At 43.3% G+C, this 25154-nt stretch carries 22 protein-coding genes; 13 read left to right on the plus strand and 9 right to left on the minus strand.

What is annotated here, in order from left to right:
• The first annotated feature begins 68 nt into the window (after window positions 1–68).
• Window positions 69–557 carry a GNAT family N-acetyltransferase gene (locus GB993_RS07935; RefSeq protein ID WP_161003825.1) on the plus strand — a complete coding sequence of 163 codons (489 nt, stop codon included), beginning with the start codon at window positions 69–71 and terminating at the stop codon, window positions 555–557.
• Between the two features lie 50 nt (window positions 558–607).
• Here GB993_RS07935 and GB993_RS07940 read toward each other — a convergent pair whose 3' ends face one another.
• From GB993_RS07940 to map, 3 genes are all read right to left on the minus strand, one after another.
• On the minus strand, window positions 608–1399 hold the full coding sequence (locus GB993_RS07940) for a Sir2 family NAD-dependent protein deacetylase (protein ID WP_161003826.1): 792 nt from the start codon (window positions 1397–1399) through the stop codon (window positions 608–610).
• A gap of 125 nt (window positions 1400–1524) precedes the next feature.
• Window positions 1525–2910, minus strand: coding sequence for a DUF2252 domain-containing protein (locus GB993_RS07945; RefSeq protein ID WP_161003827.1), 1386 nt, complete (start codon window positions 2908–2910; stop codon window positions 1525–1527).
• A 151-nt stretch (window positions 2911–3061) separates the two neighbouring features.
• Window positions 3062–3844 (minus strand): type I methionyl aminopeptidase, encoded by a 783-nt coding sequence (gene map / locus GB993_RS07950; protein ID WP_017261265.1) that lies wholly within the window; start codon window positions 3842–3844, stop codon window positions 3062–3064.
• Window positions 3845–4008: 164 nt separating this feature from the next.
• Between map and GB993_RS07955 the strand changes: the two genes are divergently transcribed.
• Entirely contained in the window at window positions 4009–4884 is an 876-nt protein-coding gene (locus GB993_RS07955; RefSeq protein ID WP_161003828.1) for an aldo/keto reductase, read from the plus strand.
• Window positions 4885–5482: 598 nt separating this feature from the next.
• Here the strand turns inward: GB993_RS07955 and GB993_RS07960 are convergent.
• Window positions 5483–5941 (minus strand): MarR family winged helix-turn-helix transcriptional regulator, encoded by a 459-nt coding sequence (locus tag GB993_RS07960; protein ID WP_161003829.1) that lies wholly within the window; start codon window positions 5939–5941, stop codon window positions 5483–5485.
• A 375-nt stretch (window positions 5942–6316) separates the two neighbouring features.
• On the opposite strand from GB993_RS07960, the gene GB993_RS07965 reads away from it, so the two are divergent.
• The 7 genes from GB993_RS07965 to GB993_RS07995 all read left to right on the plus strand — a co-directional run bounded on the left by GB993_RS07965 (window position 6317) and on the right by GB993_RS07995 (window position 16367).
• Window positions 6317–7792, plus strand: a complete 1476-nt coding sequence (locus GB993_RS07965; protein ID WP_161003830.1) for a Na+/H+ antiporter NhaC family protein — start codon at window positions 6317–6319, stop codon at window positions 7790–7792.
• A 35-nt stretch (window positions 7793–7827) separates the two neighbouring features.
• Window positions 7828–8496 (plus strand): Crp/Fnr family transcriptional regulator, encoded by a 669-nt coding sequence (locus GB993_RS07970; protein ID WP_161003831.1) that lies wholly within the window; start codon window positions 7828–7830, stop codon window positions 8494–8496.
• A 16-nt stretch (window positions 8497–8512) separates the two neighbouring features.
• Complete coding sequence (locus GB993_RS07975) at window positions 8513–9730, plus strand: NAD(P)/FAD-dependent oxidoreductase (RefSeq protein ID WP_161003832.1); 1218 nt, start codon at window positions 8513–8515, stop codon at window positions 9728–9730.
• Between the two features lie 46 nt (window positions 9731–9776).
• Window positions 9777–11606, plus strand: a complete 1830-nt coding sequence (locus GB993_RS07980; RefSeq protein WP_161003833.1) for a DUF6568 family protein — start codon at window positions 9777–9779, stop codon at window positions 11604–11606.
• A gap of 415 nt (window positions 11607–12021) precedes the next feature.
• Window positions 12022–12969, plus strand: a complete 948-nt coding sequence (locus tag GB993_RS07985) for an L-lactate dehydrogenase (RefSeq protein WP_161003834.1) — start codon at window positions 12022–12024, stop codon at window positions 12967–12969.
• Between the two features lie 346 nt (window positions 12970–13315).
• On the plus strand, window positions 13316–14701 hold the full coding sequence (locus GB993_RS07990) for a class II fumarate hydratase (protein ID WP_161003835.1): 1386 nt from the start codon (window positions 13316–13318) through the stop codon (window positions 14699–14701).
• Between the two features lie 247 nt (window positions 14702–14948).
• Complete coding sequence (locus GB993_RS07995) at window positions 14949–16367, plus strand: anion permease (RefSeq protein ID WP_152323483.1); 1419 nt, start codon at window positions 14949–14951, stop codon at window positions 16365–16367.
• Window positions 16368–16985: 618 nt separating this feature from the next.
• Here the strand turns inward: GB993_RS07995 and GB993_RS08000 are convergent.
• The 3 genes from GB993_RS08000 to GB993_RS08010 are packed head-to-tail and all read right to left on the minus strand — an operon-like array spanning window position 16986 to window position 20082.
• Window positions 16986–17312, minus strand: coding sequence for a metal-sulfur cluster assembly factor (locus GB993_RS08000; RefSeq protein ID WP_161003836.1), 327 nt, complete (start codon window positions 17310–17312; stop codon window positions 16986–16988).
• Between the two features lie 23 nt (window positions 17313–17335).
• The gene (locus GB993_RS08005) at window positions 17336–18550 is read right to left on the minus strand and encodes an iron-sulfur cluster-binding domain-containing protein (RefSeq protein WP_161003837.1); all 1215 of its coding nucleotides are present in this window, start codon (window positions 18548–18550) and stop codon (window positions 17336–17338) included.
• Window positions 18547–20082 carry a phytoene desaturase family protein gene (locus GB993_RS08010; protein WP_161003838.1) on the minus strand — a complete coding sequence of 512 codons (1536 nt, stop codon included), beginning with the start codon at window positions 20080–20082 and terminating at the stop codon, window positions 18547–18549. The genes GB993_RS08005 and GB993_RS08010 overlap by 4 nt, the downstream gene beginning before the upstream one ends.
• 167 nt (window positions 20083–20249) lie before the next feature.
• Here GB993_RS08010 and GB993_RS08015 point away from each other — a divergent pair, with 167 nt between their 5' ends.
• Complete coding sequence (locus tag GB993_RS08015) at window positions 20250–20957, plus strand: FadR/GntR family transcriptional regulator (RefSeq protein WP_161003839.1); 708 nt, start codon at window positions 20250–20252, stop codon at window positions 20955–20957.
• A 105-nt stretch (window positions 20958–21062) separates the two neighbouring features.
• Entirely contained in the window at window positions 21063–21983 is a 921-nt protein-coding gene (locus GB993_RS08020) for an aldo/keto reductase (RefSeq protein ID WP_161003840.1), read from the plus strand.
• 299 nt (window positions 21984–22282) lie between these two features.
• Here GB993_RS08020 and GB993_RS08025 read toward each other — a convergent pair whose 3' ends face one another.
• On the minus strand, window positions 22283–22567 hold the full coding sequence (locus tag GB993_RS08025; protein WP_161003841.1) for a bacteriocin immunity protein: 285 nt from the start codon (window positions 22565–22567) through the stop codon (window positions 22283–22285).
• A gap of 63 nt (window positions 22568–22630) precedes the next feature.
• On the minus strand, window positions 22631–23572 hold the full coding sequence (locus tag GB993_RS08030) for a sugar-binding transcriptional regulator (RefSeq protein WP_161003842.1): 942 nt from the start codon (window positions 23570–23572) through the stop codon (window positions 22631–22633).
• A gap of 240 nt (window positions 23573–23812) precedes the next feature.
• On the opposite strand from GB993_RS08030, the gene citC reads away from it, so the two are divergent.
• Both citC and citD read left to right on the plus strand, forming a co-directional pair.
• Entirely contained in the window at window positions 23813–24871 is a 1059-nt protein-coding gene (citC, locus tag GB993_RS08035) for a [citrate (pro-3S)-lyase] ligase (RefSeq protein ID WP_161003843.1), read from the plus strand.
• A complete protein-coding gene (citD, locus tag GB993_RS08040; protein ID WP_161003844.1) occupies window positions 24861–25154 on the plus strand; it encodes a citrate lyase acyl carrier protein in 294 nt (97 codons plus the stop codon). Before citC ends, citD begins: the two co-directional genes overlap by 11 nt.

Raw genomic sequence — 25154 nt, forward strand, 5'->3', positions numbered from 1 at the left:
CAAAATATCAATTTTACGACTGAATCGTTCACGTGTAAGCTTAAACCATCTTGAAGGGAGCAATAAGCATGAATATTGAACCATATCACATGGATGCACGATTAACGGCTGGTCTGGTGGATCTCATTGAATTTTGCCAAAATGATGAGGCTCATTTAGGCATTAAGATGATTGAACAGTCCGATGTTTTTGAAATTGAACATCACTATCAGGAAAATGGCGGTAACTTTTGGATTGCCCTAGATGGCGATAAAGTGGTCGGGTCAATCGGTTTACTAAAAGTTGGGCAACAAACGGCCGTTTTGAAGAAATTGTTCACCTATCCAGAATATCGTGGCGAACCGCATCGGCTTGGCCGCAAGCTTTTCCAAACATTGCTGACGTACGCACAGGCACAACCAGATATTGATAGGCTGGTTCTAGACACACCAATGGGTGAGCATCGTTCGCACTTCTTTTATGAGAAGCAGGGTTTCAAACGTATTTCCCGGGAAAAGTTGACGGTTGATTATGAATTTCCGGATCGCGATTCGCTCATTTATGAACGTGAACTCTAAGCGTCAAATAGTTGTTCGATCAGTGTCAGCAATAGCAAAAATATCAGATGTTAATTTAGATTGAGTTGCAATTTTATTGCCAAAGCAGTGAAAGCTACATCAGCTGTGGATGATATTCTGAAGTCCGCGAACTGTGTAAACCAGGTGGCGTGGGGATTGATCTCGATAACATGTTGGGGCGAGCAATGGCGATAATACTCGTTTGACCCAGTCACAATTGTGAGGTCACTTTGAGACAGCAATTCATCGGCTAACTGATCGTTTAAAGGGACACGCCATGCGCCATTGGTCAAACGTTGGCGCACATAAGCATTGGCTTGTTTGAGGTTGGGTGGCAAAGTACCGCCGAGATGACGAAATGCCGGTTCTGGGGACAAAAGGCCGTGGCAAACGGGGCAACGTGGGATGTCTGAATGCAGTGCCTGAAGATTAAAGATACGGCCACATTGAAGACAAAAGTTAACGTTAATGCTGCCCCAAACTTCAATTACATTATGGTTACCAGCGAGCTGGTGCAGGTGATCAACATTGGTGGTGACAACGCCATCAATGAGGTGCTGCTCTTCTAACTGCGCAATAATTCGGTGAGCTTTAGTGGGACCATACTTGTGAATCGGATCCAGCATTTCCCGATGAAAACGCTGATAAAAGGCGGCAGGGTCATCTTCTAGCCAAGTTTGAGAGAATAACCCAAACTGATTGACGGCAGATTCCATATCGGGAATATGGCTTGGCACAGAGATGCCAGCTCCAGTTAGAAATGTTGGTCGGTGAGCCGCAGTCAGTTGTTTTGCCAGTTGTTCGATTTGTCGATCAAATACTGTTTGTCTTGGTTCTAGCACAAGCTCACCTTCCTTACATAGTCTCATACTGTCAGTGTAGCGAAATTATTCTGCAGAGTGAGTGAACTCGGTTAAGTCGACAAAAAAATGACATTTACGCGCAAACGCAAATATCATTAACATTATTATTTTGCACTATCGGTCAGTGCTTGTTCTTTAGGGTGATTCTTAAGAAAAATCGCATAGTCCTTTTCGACCTGTGGAATATACGCTTCGGCCCAATCTGTCATTGCTCGGTCAAATTTCTTAGAGTCACCGATATAACCGGCAATCATTGGCCCGGTCGGTGTCTGACAGTGATCCACTGCCAACAAACGACCACATGATTCAGCATACACGTGAAATTGATCTTCGTTGAGAGTGGCAAGATCCACTGAAGTTTTCATATCTCTGAACTGGCGAACATAAAAGCTGTGCTTTCTACTTTGGAAGTAACCTAAAAAGGGATCAGATGCTGATTGGAGAATCTTCTGGCTGTCGATGATACGGCGGCCTTCGTTTTCTTCAAACGTTGAGGTCAAAGCTAGTTGGCGCTCCGCACCAGTTTTTCTAGTCGGCAAAGCTTCCTTGATCTGTAATACAAGATGGCTACCATCAATACTGGTAAGCAGAACCAAATAACAGCGCGAGCCAAAGCTACCGACGCCCACACAATGACGGGCGATATCAGTGACGTGATATTGTGATAATAACAATGCAATGTCGGTCCGCACGGTGGAACGATAATCGGCTAGGTAATCGATAATATTACGCGTAACATCATCATTGGTGTGACGCGTAATTTTTGCGTTATCTACAAAACGTAAACCAGCATCGGTCGTTTGTGTGAACTTTTTAACGACTTGTTCTGAGTTCCGTTTGCCAGCCTTATCCAAGAAGTATTGAATCATGTCGGCCGTTGGATCGCCTTCCGGAACAGCGCCAAGAATGCTGGCCACGTCGTTTGCTGGATAGAAACGGTCAATTGTCGACCGTTTGATACTGGCTTCAATTCCCGCCCGATAACTTTTGGCCACGTTCCGTGTGATTTTATGAATCTTTTTATCTGTGTAACCATTTTCGCGGCCAGCCAAAATAACGCTCACTAGCAGTCGTTTGACGTCGCGCTCCCATGAATTTACACCCGCTTCATCGAAATCGTTTAAGTCAAACACTAACCGTCGTTCGGGAGAGGCGAAGAAACCGAAATTCCCCAAGTGTGCATCGCCTGAAATGATGACGGGAATGTGGGTACTTGCTTGGTGGTTGAGGTCAAACGCCATTAGCTCGGCAGTGCCACGAAAGAACGTGAAAGCTGATACGCCCATTCGCCGATACCGCTCAGGCAGTAATTCAGGAACTAGCATATCTGAAATCCGTTGCATTAAGAGCGTTGGATCGCGTTGCGTTTGTTTGAATGTGCCGAGTGCGTCAAACGGGACCTTTTCCCGTAATTTGTCGCCCATGTGCTCTAAGTCCGTTTGGCTGCTATTGACGATGATGTTATTAATGTCTAGACCACGATTTGCCATGAAAGTTAAGGATGCCTCCTGAGTAAATATTGGTTTGATTATACTCCGTGGTTCGGTATAGAAACAAACGATGCTAAACATTGACACCAAAAAAGGCTATCCAACTAATGGCAGTTGGGTAGCCTTCAATGCAAAATTTATAATGACTTCTTTATAGATATTTAGCGTCAGCTTCATGATCCTGACTCGACAAAATCTTTGGACCATCTTTGGTAATCGCTAAGGTGTGTTCGTACTGGCAACTCAGGCTGCCATCAGCAGTCCGCACAGTCCAGCCATCGTCTGCGACGGGTGCACAGCGCCAGTCACCAACGTTAACCATGGGTTCGATGGTAATGGTCATGCCATCACGCAAACGTAATCCTTTACCAGCTTCACCGTATGCAGGAACCATTGGATCTTCATGCATCGTCGGCTGAATGCCATGGCCGACGTATTCGCGAACATCACCGTAGCCCATTTCGTCTTCAACGTAGTGTTGAATAGCATAACCAATGTCACCGATCCGGTTACCGACAACTGCTTGGTCGATACCAAGATACAAAGCCTTCTTAGTAACTTCCATCAACTTTTTAACTTCATCGCTGACATCGCCAACCGCGAAAGCCCAGCAAGAATCTGACATGTAACCATCCACACTAATAACTGTGTCGACTTTGACCAGATCACCGTTCTTTAATAACAGGTCCTTACGTGGGAAAGCGTGACAAACTTCGTCGTTAACGCTGACACAAGTAGCAAAGTCGTACCCTTCGAAGCCTTTTTCTTCGGGCTTGGCGTTGTGTTCTTCAAAGTAACGTACGGCAAACTTTTCGATGTCCCAGCTCGAAATACCGGGCTTGATGATGTCACGTAAACCGATGTGCATACCGGCCAACACAGCGCCAGCTTTACGCATACCCTCGATTTCACGAGGTGATTTCAATGTAATCATGACTATTTTCTCTTCCTTTTGTCTTTGATAACTATACTTATTTAGTATAACCATTTTAGGATAAAAAGAGTAGCGTCTCGCTTGAAAAGGCTTGTCGCTCTTACCTTTTGCATTTCTATAGTGAGTTCACTATGATGAATATTGAGAGAACAAAGGGGCGAATAATGATGAGTAATGAAATTTCAGGAATTAATGATACGACAACATTGTCAAACGGCGTTGAAATGCCACGTTTGGGATTGGGTGTCTGGCAAGCTGAGCCGAAAGATGCTGTGAATGCCGTGAGTTCGGCAATTCAAATGGGCTATCCAATGATCGATACCGCTAAGGCCTATGGCAATGAACAACAAGTTGGTGAGGGAATCAAACAGGGATTGGCCGCCGCTGGTAAAAAGCGCGAAGACTTATTTGTGACGACCAAACTTGCCAACTCTGATCAAGGGTACGAATCCACGTTGACTAATTTCGATGCCAGTTTGAAACGCTTAGGCTTGGATTATGTAGATTTATATCTCATTCACTGGCCAGTTGCCGGCAAGTGGGCCGAAACTTGGCGTGCGTTTGAAAAGATTTATCAAGACGGCAAGGCACGTGCCATTGGGGTCTGCAATTTCTCTGAACAGACGATGAAGTCATTGATCGCGTTAAGTGATATCACGCCAATGGTTGACCAAGTCGAATTTCATCCATGGTTGCAACAGCCGTCTCTGAAGAAGTACTTAGCTGATACAGGTATTCAACAAGAAGCGTGGTCACCACTTGGTGGGACTGGTGGTTCCTTAATGCAAGAACCTGTTATTCAGGCCATTGCTAAGAAGCACGGCAAATCATCTGCCCAAGTGTTGATTCGCTGGGATTTACAGAATGGATTGGTGACGATTCCGAAATCTGTTCATCCTGAATACATTAAGCAAAACGCCGATGTGTATGATTTCAGTCTGGACGATGATGACATGAAACAATTGGCTGCTATGGAGCAGAACAAACGGACTAGCTACTGGTTAACCAGTTTCGATTGGTACTTCGGTGATGAAAAATAGTTTGTAGACATTACGTGCCACATTCGTTAAAAGTGTGGCGCGTTTTTGGTTGCAGGTCAAAAGAAACGGTATTGTCGATTTAGTGGGGTGGATGCCGCTTGCGGTTGGCAACATTGACACGCTCGCCGTGGGACCGGTTCAAGCCGGAAGTACACCGTCTATCACCTCGCCGCCAAGCCTCGTGAAGACCGCGAGTCTTGGCGTCCGTCCGTGTTGTAAATCCGAATGGTTCTCTCGGATTTACAACACCTTCACGGTTCGGTGTCAATGTTGCCGCCCTCCAGCTACCGTAGGTTCAAGAATTTTACGCAATCGCCGTCAGTAATAATAGGTGACTGGATATAGCAATTGAAGTAACCGGAAATTGATTTGGTACATCATAGTTGTGCTACTAGGCAATTTAGCAAACACATGCCTTATTTATAATCCAATTGAATCACGAGGCAATGCAAAAGCTTCTCTGGTAGCACTATGCAGATCAAATCGGGTTGATTCAACAAATCACCGTTAACTCAAGAATAAAAAACGCCTGAAATTGAGTAATAGTCATAAACTGACACTCAATTTCAGGCGTTTATTTAGCTAACATATGGTCACGTTATTTCTTTCGATTAAATTCTGTAAAACCGTTATCTTTGGCTGTTTCGATTGTTTTAACCAACGTGGGCATAAAACCGTCGCCCAGTTCGTTTTCGAGGGAATCAAGGATTTCCTTTTCGTGCTCACGGAAATCAATAACTAGTTTTTCTCCCTTTGAAGTTGGCGCTAAGAAATGGCGACGGCGGTCTTTAGCATCGGTTTCCGAACGAATATACTTTTTCTTCATCAATCCAGTGATTGCTTGAGAAACGGCCGATTCAGAGACGTTAACACGGTCTGATAGATCAGTCAGGTTCGTTTTAATATCAGTTACAATTGCCACCAAAACACCTAACTCACTGTTGTTTAAATCATATTTAGCAGCATATGCACTGAAACGTTGATACAAAATACGAAAATCACGAATGACAACAGTTTCAAACTGAAAGAAAGTGTCGTTGTTGTCTAGTTCACTCATGATATGTTTCCTCCCATTGCCGGAATCGGTAACTCACTTAAAATTTTAATGACTTTATTATATCAGGTTATCACCGTCATGACTGGCTTTTTAAAACTTATTTGATTAACTTTCTATACCAAGTGATTTTTATCCAGAATTTAGGTCAATTTGAGGAAGATTTGTGGGACTGATTTTAAATATTTAGCACCAAGAAAAAGGTTAAGGACAGCCATTCTTTCCAACAATAAATAGCGTAAATGTATGATTGTTAAATAAATCAACTAAGCTAGCGTCAACACTTATTCAAATATTCACAAACTGTTGGCATTCCAACATAAAAACCAAGTATATGATGCTAGGATAAACTTGAAAACTGATGAGGAGGCGAGTCAAATGCATGATGAAGAGCCTACACTACACTTTTATGGGGGACCATATATTGCCTTAGTGCCAACACTGATCTTCATTTTATTAAGCGGTGTATTTACGATTGTTTTTCATTATTATTCTTTGAAAGCGCTTACTATTTCTGCGGTAATCGGTCTTGTGATTGTTTTCTTTATGGCTAGGAATCGTAAACAGTATTGGAACACCATTGTTAGCGGTCTTGCACGATTTGGAAATGCGAAATTAATTTTTGTCTTTTTAATTATCGGGGTTTTTACCAAATTATTGTTAGTTGGAAAGGTTGGCCAAGGATTTGTATGGCTGAGTTTAATGTTGGGACTTCATGGTGCGGCCTTCACAATATTGGCATTTATAGGAACGGTCGTTTTCGCCTTAGGGTCAGGAGTTCCATTTGCAGCATTGTTTGCAGCACTTTCTATCTTTTATGTACCGGGTATCTTAGTGGGATCAAATCCAGCAATTCTTGCAGGTGCCATTATCGGCGGTGTCTATTGTGGAGATGCACTATCACCAAGCTCACAACTAACTAATGCAACATTGGGTTTGGAAACAAATTCTACCACAGGGGAACCTGCTGATTTAGTTAAAACGTTGCAGCAACGAATTCCCTGGATTGCTGGCGCTGCACTTATCACAGTCATTCTACTCGGCATTTTTGGTGGTCAAGGGGGCACGCCCCATTCATCAGCTGCACTGGCCAAGTTTTCTGACCCTCGTGGTCTATGGATGCTGATTCCAATTATTGTAGTTGTTCTGATTTGTATTCGCACTAAAGAAATTTTGACTGGTCTTACTTGGGGCGTTGTAGTGGGAACTGTTGTTGGGTTGATGACGAATTTGTTTCAATTTAAGGACGTTATTAGCATTGATCCACATAATCCAACGTTGCTTACAGGAATTTTATTCGATGGTGTGTACAGTATGGTTGATATTTCTTTACTGACAATATTTCTTTATGGACTTATTGCGATTATGCACGCCAGTGGTGTGGTTGATCTGATTTGTGAGCGGATTACAAGTCATAGGTTTGTTCGTACGGCTCGTGGGGCTGAACTAACAATTGCTGCCGGTATTGGACTCGTCAATATTTTACTCAGTGGTTGCGACTTGCCAGGAATTTTGCTGTTTGGCGAAATGTCTGACCATATAGGGCACGCCGCTCACATTTCACCAGAACGAAGAACATATTTGATTATCACAGTTGCAACTTCATTCACCGGTATTATTCCAATTAATAGTGTGTACGTGATGGGCGTGATTAGTGTAGCAACCCAAATGCACACCAAATTCCCATTCTTACCAGTACCCACTCCAACTGCAATCTTTGGTGCCACATTCTTTAGTTTGATATTAACGATATTGTGGCTGTGCTGGGTACTCTTTGGATGGGGTCGAACCATGGAGCCAGAAGTGCAAACAACAAGCGCAAAGGTCAATTCAGAAAACATTTCTGCTGTGTAGATGTAGATAAGTGAGAAATGGTGGTATTGAAGAATATGGAAGATATAAGAGCTTTGCAATCAAATCAATTATTTAGAAGCTTTGATTTTATGGCATTCAGAACTTTATTGGAAAATATCTCTTTGCAAAAGGAATCTTATAACAAGGACGAGATAATAGTTGAAGAAGGAGCAGAAGTACAACGCGTTGGTTTTGTTTTAAAAGGTGCTTTGCGTGTTACTAACTACACGGCAGAAGGTCTTGAACTCAATAATTCATATTTTTTTGGATCGGAAATGTTTTCGGAATATCTAGTGTTTTCTCATGCAAGATCCTTTGTTTACACCTTAGTCTGTGCTGAAAATTCAGAAGTTGTATGGATGAATGCAAATCAATTTCGCACCTTGGTGCATCGGAACGCCAATCTCTCGCAAGCAATGATCTATTACATGTCATGTCGAGGTTATCGTGATCAACTGCTTTTAAGGTGTATCGGGTACAAAACAATTCGTGAACGATTAGCTTTCTGGCTACTTGGCATTCATCAACGTGATGGTGATAGTGTTCCAATCCCATTCTCACAGCAGATTCTCGCCGATATTTTGCATGTCAGTCGAAGTAGTTTAAATCACGAGTTAAAACAACTCTCGGAGGAACGTATTCTGACTTACGAGGATCAACATTTGCATATTAAAAATTGGGATGCATTAAGCGAATTGCTATAAAAAGGAGATGGCATGAATGAGTGATGAAGAATATGACCTAATTATTGTTGGTGGTGGTCCTGGCGGAATGACGGCTGCCATTTATGCCGGGCGTGCAGAATTAAAAACGTTATTGATTGAAAAAGGCAGCTTTGGGGGGCAGATCACAGATAGTCTAGATGTTGAAAACTTTCCAGGTAGTCCACATCTGTCAGGCCAAGCATTAATGGATCGATTTAAGGAACATGTTACACAGTCGGATTCAGTTAGTTTGCTAACTACCCGTGTGAGTGGCATTGAAGCTGCCGCAAATCATAGACAAATTGTTCATACTCGACGGCGAGGCGATTATACTGCACGAGCAGTAATTCTCGATGTGGGCGCCAAACCACGTCAACTAGGAATTCCAGGCGAAGCTGAGTTTTCTGGAAACGGTGTCTCCTATTGTGCGACTTGTGACGCTGAATTTTTTAGGAATCAACATGTATTTGTCCTCGGTGCTGGAAATCAAGCTATTGAAAATGCAATTTTGCTAACTAAATGTGCATCGAAGGTATCTGTAGCCGTTATGCACGATGAAGGTATTTTAGATTGTAATGAGGTTGATCGCCGTGAAGCTATGGCAAATAACAAGATTGAGTTTATTTGGAATTCAACACTGGCATCCATTAATGGTGAAGATTCCGTTACTAGTGTCACGGTTCGTAACATTTTGACTGGTCAGGAACATGACGTAGATGCAACTGGCGTATTCTCGTTTGTTGGGATGGTTCCACAAACTGACTTTTTGCCTGATACTTTGGGCAAAGATGTGCATGGCTATATCAAAGTCAATCGTAATCAAGCTACAAATGTGGCAGGTGTTTATGCCGTTGGTGACTGTACGGATACACCACTTCGACAAGTTGTTACTGCGTCCGGTAATGGGGCAGTTGCTGAGGTCAACGTTGAACGATATTTGAAAGAGACAGCACAACTGGAGAAGATTATGGCCGACACTAGTGGCAACGAAGCTGTAATGTTCTATTCGCCATACGATGATGAATCTGTCAAACGTTTGGAGCATATTGAGGCGCTGTTAACGCCGCGCTATAAAGTTAATCTTGATGACATAACATCGCAATCATTGCTCTATCATCAACTAAATATTGGTTCGAATTTTGCAGTTGCGCTGTATCAACAGGGACACCTCAAGCAAGTCGTGGATTTAACGCAGGATTCAGCGGAAAGCAAGCTTAGTCCAGTCCATCAGTAAAACTACAATTAATGAAACTAAGAATATAAAAAGGAGTGTATGAATTATGGGTCAGCCTTTAGTATTTCCAATGGGAACAGTCATTTATAAACCAGATAAGGCATGGAACGGATATACAGTCGTACCAACAATTAACGACGGGATTTTGATGTTCGACATGAACGGTAACGAGATTCGCCGTTGGAACTTTCAAGGTATGCCACCAAAGCTATTACCCGGTGGTCACCTCATGGGAAATTCAGGAATGCGTTATCCAGAGAATGGTATGCAAGATGGTGTTAATTTAGTTCAAATTGACTACGATGGTAAAGTTGAATGGCAATTTGATCACTTTGAAAAAATTGATGACCCAGGTCATGATCATCGCTGGATGGCACGTCAACACCACGATTATCAACGTGAAGGTGCCAGCGTTTATTATTCTCCGAACGATCACCCGGCAATTGACCATGGTAAGACATTGATTTTAGCTCATCGAACAATTCATAATCCTGCAATTTCCGATAAAAAGTTGTTGGATGATATTGTGTACGAAGTCGATTGGGATGGCAATATTATTTGGAGCTGGAGCTGTTCTGATCATTTCAATGAATTTGGATTTGATGAAGCAGCAAAAAATATCTTGTCACGTAATCCTAACATGCGTGAGCCAGACGGTGGAGTTGGTGACTTCATGCACACTAATTGTGCCAGCTATTTAGGACCTAACAAATGGTATGACCAGGGTGATGAGCGATTCAAGCCAAACAACATCATCATGGATTCACGTGAATCCAACATTTTGTACATTGTTGATCACGATAGTGGACATATTGTCTGGAAGTTGGGACCGGATTATACACACGATCCGAAAGCGGCAGCAATTGGTCAGATTATTGGTCAACATGGATTGCACATGATTCCCAAAGGATTACCTGGTGAAGGAGACCTTCTACTTTTTGACAACGGTGGTTGGGCCGGATACGGTGTTCCGAACCCTGGTAGCAAAGATGGTTCAAAGAATGCTTTGCGTGATTACAGCCGGGTACTGGAAATCAATCCGGTTACAATGAAGCTCGTTTGGAGTGTGACACCAGAAAATATGGGTGCCGTAATGCCGGTGGACAGTAGCAAGTTTTATAGTCCCTATGTATCCGATGTTCAACGTTTGCCAAACGGCAACACAATGATTGATGAGGGCGCTGACGGGCGGATTCTTGAAATCACCAAGGACTACGAGGTCGTTTGGGAATGGATTTCACCTTACTTCACTCATAATGATGATGGACCTCGAAATAACATGATTTATAGAGCTTACCGTTATCCATACAGTTATGTGCCACAGGAACCAAAACCTAATGAAGTGCCAATTGAGGCGGTTGATAATACGACATTTAGGTTGCCAAATGCTGGCAAAAAAGGTGCGAAGACGGTGGTGGATGTTGACGGCACGCTACCATACTATCCTGATGTGGCTCTTTGTGTGGCAACTATTGATGAGTCAAATGAAATGCAGGCTAAGAAAAAAGACGTTCACCTATTTGATGTTGATCGAAAGGTATTTGAAGAAATCAATCAGGATGGTTTCAATTCTGAAGTACTGAACGGAAAGAGTGATAAGCCACAACTCGTTATGTTTGGTGCTGAACGATGTCCGCATTGCAAAAAGGTTCATCCACTTTTAGAAAAGGCCTTTAAAGAAGACTTTCCAGGTGAATTTAAGGTTTATTATACTAATGTCGATAAGAATCCGAGCCTGACGGAGTCCATGAGAATTACTGGTACACCTGTCGTTGCTGTCTTTCAAAATGGCAAGGAGATCGAACGGTTCCGCGGAGAACTAGACTATGATGGAATTTGTGACTTTCTTGATGAGGCTTTGACTGCAAAGGCGTAGAATAGTACAAACAAACGACTTGGAATTTCGAGAAATGTAAATATCGTTTTAGAGATGACACTGTTATTTTGATGGTGTCATCTCTATTGTTTTCACTAGCAATTTACATGTTAGCGAAACCTGGCCTCTGCCCAGCGTAACGGAAGCTGAAGCATACTTCAAAAAGTGCATCACCTCACATTATCAAACATAATCACCATCTTTACACTTGACTATAATCTGGTCGGCAGGTTACGCTACTCCTGATCGATTTGCAGATGATAGTGATGTGATCGATGATTAACCGCCGTTTGAAATGGCCGCCCGCTGCGCTTTACCGCCATGAATTGCAGTGAGAATGGCCGGTTGAATTCGTGTTCTACAACACAATGACGATAAAAACGAATTGCCCTTGATAAAGAAAGGAAGCAAAATTTTGGCTAATCAAATTAAACATACAAAAGTTGTTCTTGTTGGTGACGGGGCTGTTGGCTCCTCATATGCGTTTGCAATGATGCAACAGCAAGTTGCCGATGAACTAGTAATTGTTGATATTCAACAAGATCACATCAAAGGGGATGCCCTTGACTTAGAAGACGTTCAACCTTTTACGTCGCCATTGGATGTCCATGCAGGTAGTTATGCCGATGCTGGTGATGCAGACTTAGTTGTCATCACTGCCGGTGTTCCGCGTAAACCGGGTGAAACGCGTTTGGACCTTGTTAATAAGAACATGAAGATTTTGGAATCCATTGTGACACCAGTTGTTGACAGTGGTTTCAAGGGCACGTTCATTGTTTCTGCTAACCCTGTTGATGTGTTGACAGCCGCTACACAGCGTTTGTCAGGATTCCCGAAGAACCGAGTTATCGGGACTGGTACGTCCTTGGATAGTAGTCGTTGGCAAGTTGCATTAGCCCACAAACTGAATGTCGATTTGCGCAGTGTTAACGCTGACATTCTCGGTGAACATGGGGATAGCGAATTTGCTGCCTATTCCGCTGCGACAGTTGACGGCCAACCACTGTTGGATGTTGCCAAGAAGGCGGGCGTTTCACAGGCTGAACTTGAACAGTTGGAACAAGAAACACGTACCAAGGGTGGTAGCATTATCAAACTGAAGGGGGCCACATTCTATGGTGTCGCTACCAGTTTGATGACATTGAGCCGTGCGGTATTACACAATGAAAATATTGTGTTACCTGTTGGTGCACCAGTTGATGGTCAATACGGCCTGTCCGATATGTACATTGGCACACCAGCACTGATCAACGAAAATGGGATTGCCAAAGTTCTTGAAGTTCCGTTAACCGATGCAGAACAAGCCAAGATGGTTGCTTCAGCTAAGCAACTTAAGCAAGTGCTTGATGACGCAATGAACTAAAAATGATTTCAATGAAACGTTGCCATATATGGTGACGTTTTTTAGTTTGCATGATGAAGTTTGTCAAAAAAATTTGTAAACATCATTTTCGTTTCAATTTTCACAATACTTGCTAGCTAATGTAAATGGGCGAAAACAAGTCCTTACGGCAATTGTAAAGCACTCAACAGCAAGCTATTAATGTTTTTAATGGTAACCGCTTCGTTTGACTATAATTATTTGCACCTAGTAAACTTACAAACGTTAAGTGAATGAGGTCACAAACTGGATTAAATGTTCCACCGACCTCGCTTTTTATTTGTTTATGTTTGTTACTAAATACACAAAGAATTGGAGGCACATTTTGATGTCAGATTATCGTGTTGAAGAAGATACCATTGGGCCAGTTAAGATTCCTAGCGAAGCACTATGGGGACCACAAACCGAACGGAGTCGCAACAACTTCCCAACAGGGCAATTCATGCCAATTGCAATTATTCGCGCCCTGTTACAGATCAAAAAAGCTGCTGCCGAAGCCAATCAGGAATTGAATCAAATTAGTGCAGAAAAGGGTCAACTCATCATTCGCGCCATCGATGAGTTACTGAGCTTGAGCGACGAAGACTTACGTAAGGACTTCCCACTTCGTGTTTACCAGACTGGTTCTGGTACGCAAACGAACATGAACACAAACGAAGTCGTAGCCCACGAAGCTGCTAAGTTGGATGACTCAATTGAAATCCTTCCTAACGATGACGTGAACCATGGTCAGAGTTCAAACGACATTTTCCCAACGGCGATGAACATCACCGCTAGTGTTGCCGTTAAAGAATTGGAAGATTCGGCACAACACTTGATTGATGAGCTGAAGGTTAAGCAGGACAAGTACTGGCGGACAGTTAAGATTGGCCGGACTCACTTGCAAGACGCAACGCCATTGACGTTTGGGCAAGAAGTCAGTGGTTGGGTCAGCATGTTAGAACATGACCTGGGCTACTTGAAGAGTTTAGATGGCACATTGCTTGAATTAGCGATGGGTGGTACTGCAGTTGGTACTGGTTTAAACGCTGCGCCTGGTTTCGCTGATGACATTGCAGCCCGGATGAGCAAAGTTTACGGGCCTGCTTTCACAGCTAAGACGAACAAGTTCTATGGTTTGGCCGCACACTCCAACCTTGACGTTGTTCACGGTGCGATGAAGACCTTGGCTGCTGATCTGATGAAGATTGCCAACGATGTGCGTTTCTTAGCTAGTGGTCCACGTGCTGCCTACGCCGAATTGAACATCCCTGCTAACGAACCTGGTTCATCAATCATGCCTGGTAAGGTTAACCCAACGCAGGCTGAAGCAATCACGATGGCCGCCGTTCGAGTAATGGGTAACGATGTCGTTGTGACCATGGCTTCTTCACAGGGTAACTTCGAAATGAACGTGTACAAACCAGTACTGATCGATGCTTTCCTTGAATCAGCTGAATTGTTACGTGGTACGATGACCGGCTTTGCTGACAAGATGATCCATGGTTTGACAGTTAACGAAGAACGCATGGAAGAATTGGTCGACAATTCATTGATGACGGTTACGGCTTTGTCACCACACATTGGGTACCATGACAGTGCCAAAATTGCTCAGCAAGCTGACCAAGACGGAACCACATTACGTGTTGCTGCCTTGAAGTCTGGCAAAGTTACTGCTGAACAGTTCGACGAATGGGTTGATCCATTGAAGATGACGAACATCGACCGCAAGTAAACGACAGTCGGGTTATTCGTTTGAACAAGTACTATCAGTATTAACAAACATTTCTTGATTAACAATGTGTTGTACAACTCCTGAGGATTAGATTTCAGGGGTTGTCTGCGCGTTTAGGGATATACCGTAAATATATATATCCATGTTGGTTAGGTTGGCGCTGACATCGCAAGATGCACGCACCTTAGAATGTGAAGAAACGGCCTTCGTCGATTAAGCGTCGGTGAGGGCACGAGAGGGAAAAAACATGAAGCTTGAAAACGTTAAGTACAAAAATTTTCTGTGGCCAGTGTTAGTTGGACTGATCATTTGGTTCCTTGCACCAATTCGCCCAGACGCTGTTAGTTTAGCAGCTTGGCATATGCTCGCCATCTTCGTTGGGACGATCATTGCCTGTATCACTCAGCCAATCGCAATTGGTGGGGTTGCTTTAATCGGGGTCACACTGACAGTCCTGCTTGGCATCGTGCCAATGAAAGATGCCACAACTGCCTTTGGTAACAACACGGTTTGGTTGATCGCGATGGCTTACTTCTTGTCACGTGGGTTCATCAAGACTGGTTTTGGTCGGCGGGTAGCGCTGATCTTCGTGCGTTTGTTTGGTAAACGGACGTTAGGCTTGGCCTACTCACTAGTCGGTGTTGACTTGGTTACTGCCCCTGCCACACCAAGTAACACGGCCCGTGCCGGTGGGATTATCTTCCCAATTATCGAATCACTAGCAACAACGTTTGGCTCACATCCTAAAGATGGGACTGAACGTAAGATTGGTTCGTTCCTTGTTTATACCGAATTCCAAGGGGACATCATTACTTCTGCAATGTTCCTGACTGCGATGGCACCAAACTTGGTTGCTGTTGCAATGGCTGGTAAAGCTGGCGTTCACATCACGTGGATCAGCTGGTTCATCGCCGCTCTGGTGCCTGGGATTATTAGTTTGATTTGTGTGCCATACATTATTTACAAGTTATATCCACCAGAGGTTAAGGAAACACCAAACGCCAAGGACTGGGCTGACAAAGAATTAGCTGACATGGGACCAATGAGCACGCCTGAAAAGATCATGATGAGCGTCTTCTTGATTGCCTTGCTACTTTGGATCGCTTCAAGTTTCATCGGTTTGGATGCAACCTTGGTTGCCTTTATCGCAGTTTCACTATTGTTACTGACGGGTGTGTTATCTGTTCAGGACATCCTGAAGGAAACTGGTGCTTGGAACACATTGATTTGGTTCTCAATCCTGATTTTCATGGCAAACGAACTGACTCAATTAGGTTTAATCAAATGGTTGTCTTCATCAATCGGCACGGCATTGCATGGTGTTAGCTGGATGATGGTGCTGGTCATTCTGTTTATCTTCTACTTCTACACACATTACTTGTTTGCTTCTGGTACTGCCCACGTTACGGCAATGTACGCTGCACTTCTAGCTGTTGCATTGGCTGCTGGAGTGCCTCATATGTTAGCGGCAATTATGTTGGCCTTTGCAGGTCCACTGTTTAGTTCCACTACGCACTATGCAAGTGGCCCAGCCACGGTACTGTTTGGTTCTGGCTTCGTGAAGCAGTCCGACTGGTGGCGTCTAAACGCCATCCTCGGTGTCTTCTACATCGTCGTATGGCTAGGCGGTGGTCTGCTTTGGACCAAAGTACTGGGTATGTGGTAATAGAAAAGTGAGCGTGAGCAGGCCGGGTTTGACCCCGAGCAATAACATGGATGTGAAGAATTCGGCGGTTTTCCGAATAATTCAGCTTCGGGTTATGCACAGGGGTCAGGGCTGCGAGCGCGTTATGGCTATGTAATAGTAAAGAAGTTATCCAAAATCTTTTGAACTTAATACCAATCAAGAAGAACCGAAATCGTGCTTTTGACGATTTCGGTTCTTTTCGTCCAATGAACCTCAACTCAATATAATTACAGATACCTAGTGAGCGGGGACTATTTACAGTTTTATCAAGTCTTTCCAGAGACTAAAACAACTCGTGTTTATCGTCTCTTGAATGTGCATACTGATTACTTAGCAACACTGGGCTTACATTAATTCGGGTAAATGTTCCCAGAAGACGCACTATTGCCAGCGAGAAGGTATTTGTCGAAGAATATAAGGCGGTTTATGAAAAAATGCCATCCTAGGTGCCTTCTAAATTGTCGCACAGCAATGTAACAGTCAAACTTGCTCTTGAACTTAACAACAATAGAAAAAGAACCGAAATCATGAACTTCGTGATTTCGGTTCTTTTTATTTTCTCCAAACCAAATGTTCAACTTTACCTATTGTTGCGCATTAAACACCCAAAGATATTCTTGCTATTCGTGTCATTCTTTCTCTTGTCCAAACGGGCGTTGACACAAGGTTGACCGTGACATTGTCGAGCTCATAAAGTGTACCGACAACTCGTTTTACGTTTGCCACCAGTTCATTGGCACAAGGACATCCCATGTTGGTTAGTGTCATCTCTATATCGCAATTGCGGTCATTTATTTGGACGTCATAAATCAATCCTAAATTAATGACATCGACGCCTAATTCTGGATCTACAACATGGCTCAGGCATTCCATTACCCTTGTAATCGTCGAGTTGTAAATGCTAACTTGATCGAGCTCATCCATATCAATTCCTCTTTTCTCACGGATTAACCAAATTGGTCAGCAAGATCATGGACCGGAACTTCAATCGAAACATCACTGATTGGGAATGAAGCACAAGTATGAATGTAACCATACTCACTATCGGCCACGCGGCGACCATCAATAATTTCGGGACTGAAAACTTTTCCTGAAATTAATCTGGATCGGCAAACACCACATTCACCGCTCCGACATAGTGAAGGAGCAGTAATACCTGCGCGCTCCATTGCCACTAGTATCGATTCATTGCTTTGAGCGGAAATGATTTGTTCATGGTCACGTGTCTTGACCGTCAATCGATAGACCTTATCACGTGAATCAGCTGGATAGTCTGTTTCATGATATGGACTGCCATAGTTACCACTTAATTCGTGACGAATGCGTCCTGCTGGCAAATTGAGTTTTTTAACTTCTTTATCCATAAATTCATACATTGCTTCGGGTCCGCAAATGAAAATTGAATATGGCGTTTGCGGAGCATACTTCTGAATTAATTCAGCTGTGATGAAGCCATGTTCAAATCCGTCGATATCGTCATCACTCAGGACATTAATCAATTTTACGTCGTTAGTTTTTGACAGAATCTTGCTAAACTCTGGTGCCAGAAGAATATGGTCGTGTTGCCGACTTCCATACAGGATTGTCAGTTTAACGTGCTCTGTACCATCCGCAATTGCGGAAGCGAGCGAATAGAATGGTGTGATCCCGCTACCACCGGCTAAGCCAACAATATTCTTTTGGTCACGCAATGGCTCAAAGTATAAATTACCTGCTGGTGCAGATGCTTCAACGGGAGTGCCAACAGTCCAGTTATCGAAAATAAATGACGTCACAAACCCATTTTTGACCCGTTTGATGGTGATGATATACTGATCCTTCAATGCGTCTGTTGGTGCGGAACGAATAGCGTAAGGTCTAGTAACGTAACTATTGCCGATTTTTAGTCTAATGCTAATGTATTGGCCGGCTCTGAAATAGGCTAGGTGTTGTGTGCCTTTTTCCATATCGGGTTCCAGCACAAAGCTGCGTTCATCAGCACTATGTTCAATCACTTGTTTAATTTTCAAAAACTGACTTTCAGGATGCAGTTTGCTAGCAAGCTCGTTCACAGGAAAAGTTTTGGGTAACGGACGTGTGGATGCCGCATCAATGGCAGCATTACGTTCGTTCTTCAATGATTTCAATCCTTGTAAATCCTGTTGCAAAGTTAAGTCACTCATTTTGTTACCTCCTGTTTTGCTAACTGTCCAGCGACCATATTCGCTGTAACAAAACCAGATTGATAGGCGGAACTATAGCCATCCATCAAAAAGCCACTACCACCACAGAAGTGTAAATGTGGCATTTGCTGGTCGTCTTCGTTGATCGCCATTGTACGAGCTAACATTTGATCCCACGGATGACCGTAATAGCCATATATTTCACCTTCGGGACTTCTAAGATAACGGGCAAACGTTTCTGGCGTTGCAATTTCAATTTCTTCTACAGCATCGCGAATTTTTACCCCAGTTGCTGATTCATATTGGTCAATAACCTGTTGTGCAATTTCGTCTTTGACTTTCGCATAATTCTCAGGTTGTACATCATCCCAGCTTGAACCGAAATACAACTTTGTTGCGTATAGAACCGAAGTTCCTGCCGGCGAGCATCCAGGATCAGCTAGGTTGAGACAATTCATAATCGTGAAATCATTTTGTTTGTTTCGTTCTTTAGTCGCAGAAAATTGTTCACTTGAATCCGCTGTTTTGGAAATGAAAACACTGTAGTCTTTGATGCCTAATTCTTCAGGTGATTTGTTTAATCCTAAGTAGACTAAAAATCCGCTTGTCCCTAAAGTACGTGCGTTTGCTAACTTCAAACCGCGTTCGGGTACGTCGCTGGCACGCATCATTTTTCCATAAACTGTAGTGGGAATGACGTCTGCAATAATTTCGCGGCCATAAATGGTTTCGTTACCAATTTGCACACCAACGGCTTTGCCGTTTTCAACAACAATTCGATTTACTTCGGTGTTAAACCAAGCGTCACCGTGATTATCAAGCAATGTTTGCAGAATTGCCGTCGAAATTTCATGAGATCTGGTTGTTGGCACGTAGGCGCCCATGACAACGTAGGCAACCAACATCATGCCCATATAGGCAAATTCGAAGTCGTCACCTGGCACGCCAATGTAGCACCAATAGGCCATCATAATGTCCTGGGCCTTTTGAGGGACATTAAGCTCGTCTAAGACTTCCTTGTAAGGTCGTTTAGCATAGTGAATGAAGTGAGGATACTTTTCTCCAATCGCATGCCAATCAATGTTATTGGGCTCTGCCTGAAATTCAGCGAAGGCCATTAAAGACTCCATGCCTAAATCAAAGAATTTCGTGACACTTTCTCGGCTTCCGGGGACGAGTTCTTCTAGTTTGTTAATGAAAGCTTCTTGACCAGTGGGCATCACAGCATCAAAACCATCTGGTCCTGATTTGATAACGCGATATGCGCCAGGAGCCTCATGGAACTTAACGTGTAACCCCAGCCAGTCAAACAGTTGGCGAACACTACCTGGCATTTCTGGCGTGCCATAGTTGGCCAGCTCATGAAGCGAGGGTTCAAACTCAAAACGTCCTCGAGTAAAACTTGTTGCTGCTCCGCCAGGCAAGTTATGGCGTTCAAGTAAGAGCGTTGACAATCCTCGTTTTGCAGCCGTTGCTGCGGCCACTAGGCCACCGTTTCCGGCTCCGATTACAATCACATCATATTTTTTCATCAATAAGACGCCTCCAATTAGTGAACTTATTAACTAACACATGTTCATTATTGGTTGCCCAGGCGTATAATGTAAACGATTACAAGGACTAAACGGCTATTAATGCGCATTTTATTACCAGTGATCACTGGTATGACCACGACCATTGAATATGTATAAAGAGGGTGATGATTACGGAATTTAACGCTATTGAAGCACCAACTTCTGTTGATTTATTTATTGAGCAAATCAAAACGGCGATTTTATCGGGCCAATTGCATATTGGTGACCAACTACCAACCGAACGGGAATTATGTAGGCAAATGAATGTCAGTCGGGGTGTAATTAATACCGGATTACGTCGACTTCAAGCGCTTCACTTTGTCGAAATGAGGCCACGAACCGGTAACTTTGTTGCAGATTATCGCCGCAACGGCAGTTTAGAAACGCTCAATGAAATCATAAATTTTCGTGGTGGCAACTATCGGCCATCATTGTTAAATTCGATTTTTGAAGTTCGTCATCAGCTGGAAAGCGACATTGTGCGGTTGGCAACCCGTCAACAAAATAAAACCACATTATTAGAAGCCCAACAGACGATTTTTCAGATGAAAAATAACTGCTCGCCAGCGGAATCTGCGCAGCTTTTGTACCAATTTTTCCATACGCTAGCGATTGCCTCAGACAATGCAGTTTATCCATTATTAATTGCTAATTTTCAATCCATTTATCTGACTCTAGGCAGATGGCTATTTGAAATTGGCAATTCAGAAACAATCGATCACCAATTGCAGGAACTTTTTAGCAGTATTCAAACAGGCCAGCAGGAAGCAGCCATTAATAAAGCCAATCAGCTAATTTCTTGGTCAGCTGATCAGATACTTGCGCGTGATTAAGCGGATTTCCTTTTTCCCAAACCAAATGTTTTACCTTCCTCCCAATTTTCCCTATGATAATCACGTACACATCACAGCATTTCAATTTAGGGAGGACGTTCACACATGGCAAAAACAGTCACAATCGGCAAAAGTAACGTTTCGACAACTAAGTTAGGTTTAGGTACAAACAAAGTCGGTGGTCATAACCTGTTTCCTGGTCTAAAGGATGAGGATGGTGCGGCTGTCGTTAAGGCCGCTTTAGACAGTGGCATTACATTACTAGATACAGCATTTATGTATGGTCTTGGCCGGTCAGAAGAAATTATTGGCGACGTTTTACAGAACTACGATCGCAGTAAAGTTGTCCTGGCAACAAAGGCTGCTCAAGACAGCGACAATGATTTAAAGAATAACAATACCCCAGCATTCCTGAAGAAGTCCGTTGATATTGCGTTGAAACGTTTGAAGACTGACTATATTGATATTTTCTATATTCATTTTCCAGATGAAACGACACAAAAGAATGAAGCAGTGGCGGCGTTAAACGATGTCAAACATGCTGGCAAGATCAAGGCAATCGGTGTTTCCAATTTCAGTTTGGACCAGATCAAAGAAGCTAACAAAGATGGGTTAGTCGACATTGTAGAGGACAATTACAGTCTGGTTCACCGTGAGGCAGAAAAGGAATTGTTCCCATATCTGGAGGATAACAAGATTTCGTTTGTTCCATACTTCCCACTGGCATCTGGTTTGCTGACTGGTAAGTACGGTCCAGACGATGCGGATAAGTTCAAACAATTCTCAGTTGAACAATATCAACTGATTATGAAAGGGTTGGATGTTGTCCGCGGGATTGCTGACAAACATGACGCGACTGTCGCTCAAACGATTTTGGCATGGTACATCGCCAATCCGGCTGTTGGTGTTGTGATTCCGGGTGCTCGCAAACCTGAACAAGTCGACAGTAATGCGAAGGCGTTGACAGTTGTTTTGTCTGATGAAGAATATAAAGCAATTGATGACGCATTTAGTGCATTTAAATAGATTATTGGCAAAAAAGGTCTTTCAAAACTCCAATTAATGAGCTTTGAAAGACCTTTGTTGATTTTGAATAAACTAGGATAATGGGTAATTTAAAAAAATTCGATTATGCGGGTAATTCATCAACACCTGCTTCATCGTTCCAAATACCGTCTAGGTCGGACAGTGATGAAAGATGAACTTCTTCCATTTCACCTGAATCAATGGCTGCCTGAATAACCTTTGAGAGTTTAGCATCTAATTCTGTTGATCAAAATTTGTGTGCATCGTTTTGACTTCCATATATCTAGCAAATTGCACATTCAGTTGATGATAAACGGAACGACATTGGTATTACCATAGTGTGTCTTATGGTCTAGATCATGGTACAAATCGTGTAACGCCTTTGGGACTTGGTATTGGTGGAGAATCGCGTATTTTGAAATATCTGATCTGACTTTAGTCACGATTACATCATCGTTGCCATTGTTATAAAGCTGTTTAGCATAGCTCAACAACATATCGCGTAATTCTGGAATGGCTTGAATTTCATCGTTTTGATAAGCTTTGTCAATGTCGTTAAAAACGGCCGTTTGTGATTTATTCATAATACGTCACATCCTAATGGTTTGATATACGAAATATTATACATCAAAATAGCAAATTTACCGTTAATCCATTTCCAGCAGGACACGATTAGCCACGGCCTCGTTGGTGATGACGTCCGTCAAAAAGCCACCGCGCAGAGCACCCAGCAACGCACGACTCTTAAATTTGCTCTTCACAATACCGACACGGCGGGGAACCGTTAGTAGTTCGTCCATTGACACGCCCATGGTTTTATCATGATTATTCAGTAAATTACCGTCCACGTCATATGGCCGCCCAAACAGCACACCGGCAATCTGTTGATCATCCACGTTTTCAAATAGGTTGCTGAAATGCTGCTTCCAAACGGGGATGGTGTTGATTGAGGCAAGTGTGCCAATGCCGGCAAACACCATATCCATTCGGGCCGCGGACGATAACGCTGGCACTAAGGCAGGTTCACTGCGTAAAGCTTCACGAATCTCATCGTTGTTGACATAAAGCGGCGCTGGCAGGGTGACGTACTGAGCGTCAAACTTGGCAGCTGCTTTCTGGACAAGCGGCACCGTACTGGCGGCCGTGTTCAGTTTTAAGTTTTCACCAACAAACTGTGTGAAGATAAGGTTTTCGCGGACTTCCGTTTGAAACCGGTCAATGATGTTCCACACGGTGTCACCCCACGTCATCCCGACAACATGACAGTGACGGATCAGTTCCTGAATTTCAGCCGCAGCAAAATCAATGACGTTCGCTGAGTCTTTGTCCGGCGAGTCACTATCTTTTAGAATCATCATGTTACGAATGTTGAATTTCTGCTTGAAGGCAAGCTCCATTTCAACGTTGCGAGAAACGGGTGTATCGATACTGATTTTAACCAACCCTGAGGCCAGCGCTTCATCCAGCGATTTACTAATGAGGTAACGACTGAGGTGGTATTTTTCCGAGATATCTGTAATAGGCAGTTTGGATAGGTAATAATCCTGCGCAATCCCGGCTAATTGTTCACGGTGTTTGACATCATCCATGTGCGGTTACTCCGTTCTTTAGACTTCTATTGTCTATCTCATCACAGAATTTTAAAAAATGCAAGTGTACTTTAAAATGTGCAAAAGATTAAATTGACGTTTTTAAGTATTTTAAAAATCGGCTTTCAATTTGCAATATTAACACGAGCCGAGTAAAATAGCACCTGTAGAACACGATATCTGGTTCGTTACTTTTTCATGGCATGTGACGAACTGCACGAAAAGGGTGGTACATGGCGAATGAATAATGAAATTGTTGATTTGCACTTGAATGACCCACAGGTTCGCAAAACGTGGGAGGATTTTCTGACTTCGTTAGGCATTACGGATTTTCAGTCGCAGGAAACAGATGCAATTGACTTCACCCTTGGCATTTACGAAGGGGACAAGTTAGTGGCAACTGGGTCTGCTGCCGGAAATATTTTAAAATACATCGGCGTTTGCAATAAAGGCGTCGATCAAGGGTCACGGTTTAACACAATTGTCTCTGCGCTCATCAGCCGCTTGTTCCAACAGCAGATCTTCCATCTGTTTGTCTTCACTAAACTTAAGTACTCCGACAGTTTTCAACACGTTGGGTTCCATGAGTTGGCGCATTCAGATGTTGCCGCTTTGTTGGAAACTGGAGACAGTAGCATTGATGATTATCTCGATGCAATTCCGCGCGTAGCTGATCAAACGAACAAGCGGGTGGCCGGTATCGTAATGAATGCCAATCCGTTTACTCGGGGGCATCGTTACTTGGTCGAACAGGCAGCCGGTGAAAATGACGTTGTTTATGTTTTTGTCGTTAACACGGATGCTTCTCTGTTCACAAAGGCCGAACGGTTTGAATTGGTCAAACAGGGGACAGCCGATTTAAAGAACGTCATTGTTGTGAATGGTGGCGACTATATGGTTAGTTACGCCACATTCCCGGCTTACTTTTTACCGGCGCCCGATCAACAAGTGGACTACCAAACGACCCTCGATGCGCGCATTTTCCGTGATCGAATTGCGCCAGCGTTGAACATTAAGACCCGTTATTTAGGAACGGAACCGTTGTCGCGAACGACTGGAATCTATAACCAAGTTTTGCAACGTGAACTTCCGCCGCAGGTAGCTGTTAAAATCGTCGATCGAAAAACGACGACGGATGGGACAATTGTCACTGCAACTGCAGTTCGTAAGGCGATTGCAGATGATCAACTTGATTCATTAGCTGCGCTGTTACCACCTAGCACGATTAACTTTATTAACCAACATTTAGAGTCACTACAGTTTCGCATCAAGAAAGGAATGAACATTAATGGAAATTAAGCAGACCGCACTTGCGGGCACGCTGGAATCTTCCGACATTCAAATTATGTTGTCGAAGGGCACAGACGGTATCACCATTGATTTGGAATCGGACGTTGAAAAACAGTTTGGCGATCAAATTCGTAAGGTGATTACGGACACATTAGCTGAATTCGATATTGATAACGGCAAGGTCAAGGCTGTCGACAAAGGTGCTTTGGATTGTGTTATCAAGGCACGGACGATCGCCGTTGCCCAACGCGCATTACAAACTCAAGATCAACCAGCATGGGAGGCATTTTAA

This window comes from Furfurilactobacillus milii, from assembly GCF_009864005.1.
In the GTDB taxonomy this organism is placed as follows: domain Bacteria; phylum Bacillota; class Bacilli; order Lactobacillales; family Lactobacillaceae; genus Furfurilactobacillus; species Furfurilactobacillus rossiae_B.

Bases quoted from the DNA above. Each gene is read 5' to 3' on its own strand.
- GB993_RS07935 (WP_161003825.1), top strand. From the start codon at position 69: ATGAATATTGAACCATATCACATGGATGCACGATTAACGGCTGGTCTG.
- GB993_RS07945 (WP_161003827.1), bottom strand. From the start codon at position 2,910: ATGGCAAATCGTGGTCTAGACATTAATAACATCATCGTCAATAGCAGC.
- map (WP_017261265.1), bottom strand. From the start codon at position 3,844: ATGATTACATTGAAATCACCTCGTGAAATCGAGGGTATGCGTAAAGCT.
- GB993_RS07955 (WP_161003828.1), top strand. From the start codon at position 4,009: ATGATGAGTAATGAAATTTCAGGAATTAATGATACGACAACATTGTCA.
- GB993_RS07960 (WP_161003829.1), bottom strand. From the start codon at position 5,941: ATGAGTGAACTAGACAACAACGACACTTTCTTTCAGTTTGAAACTGTT.
- GB993_RS07965 (WP_161003830.1), top strand. From the start codon at position 6,317: ATGCATGATGAAGAGCCTACACTACACTTTTATGGGGGACCATATATT.
- GB993_RS07970 (WP_161003831.1), top strand. From the start codon at position 7,828: ATGGAAGATATAAGAGCTTTGCAATCAAATCAATTATTTAGAAGCTTT.
- GB993_RS07975 (WP_161003832.1), top strand. From the start codon at position 8,513: ATGAGTGATGAAGAATATGACCTAATTATTGTTGGTGGTGGTCCTGGC.
- GB993_RS07980 (WP_161003833.1), top strand. From the start codon at position 9,777: ATGGGTCAGCCTTTAGTATTTCCAATGGGAACAGTCATTTATAAACCA.
- GB993_RS07990 (WP_161003835.1), top strand. From the start codon at position 13,316: ATGTCAGATTATCGTGTTGAAGAAGATACCATTGGGCCAGTTAAGATT.
- GB993_RS07995 (WP_152323483.1), top strand. From the start codon at position 14,949: ATGAAGCTTGAAAACGTTAAGTACAAAAATTTTCTGTGGCCAGTGTTA.
- GB993_RS08000 (WP_161003836.1), bottom strand. From the start codon at position 17,312: ATGGATGAGCTCGATCAAGTTAGCATTTACAACTCGACGATTACAAGG.
- GB993_RS08005 (WP_161003837.1), bottom strand. From the start codon at position 18,550: ATGAGTGACTTAACTTTGCAACAGGATTTACAAGGATTGAAATCATTG.
- GB993_RS08010 (WP_161003838.1), bottom strand. From the start codon at position 20,082: ATGAAAAAATATGATGTGATTGTAATCGGAGCCGGAAACGGTGGCCTA.
- GB993_RS08015 (WP_161003839.1), top strand. From the start codon at position 20,250: ATGATTACGGAATTTAACGCTATTGAAGCACCAACTTCTGTTGATTTA.
- GB993_RS08020 (WP_161003840.1), top strand. From the start codon at position 21,063: ATGGCAAAAACAGTCACAATCGGCAAAAGTAACGTTTCGACAACTAAG.
- GB993_RS08025 (WP_161003841.1), bottom strand. From the start codon at position 22,567: ATGAATAAATCACAAACGGCCGTTTTTAACGACATTGACAAAGCTTAT.
- GB993_RS08030 (WP_161003842.1), bottom strand. From the start codon at position 23,572: ATGGATGATGTCAAACACCGTGAACAATTAGCCGGGATTGCGCAGGAT.
- citC (WP_161003843.1), top strand. From the start codon at position 23,813: ATGAATAATGAAATTGTTGATTTGCACTTGAATGACCCACAGGTTCGC.
- citD (WP_161003844.1), top strand. From the start codon at position 24,861: ATGGAAATTAAGCAGACCGCACTTGCGGGCACGCTGGAATCTTCCGAC.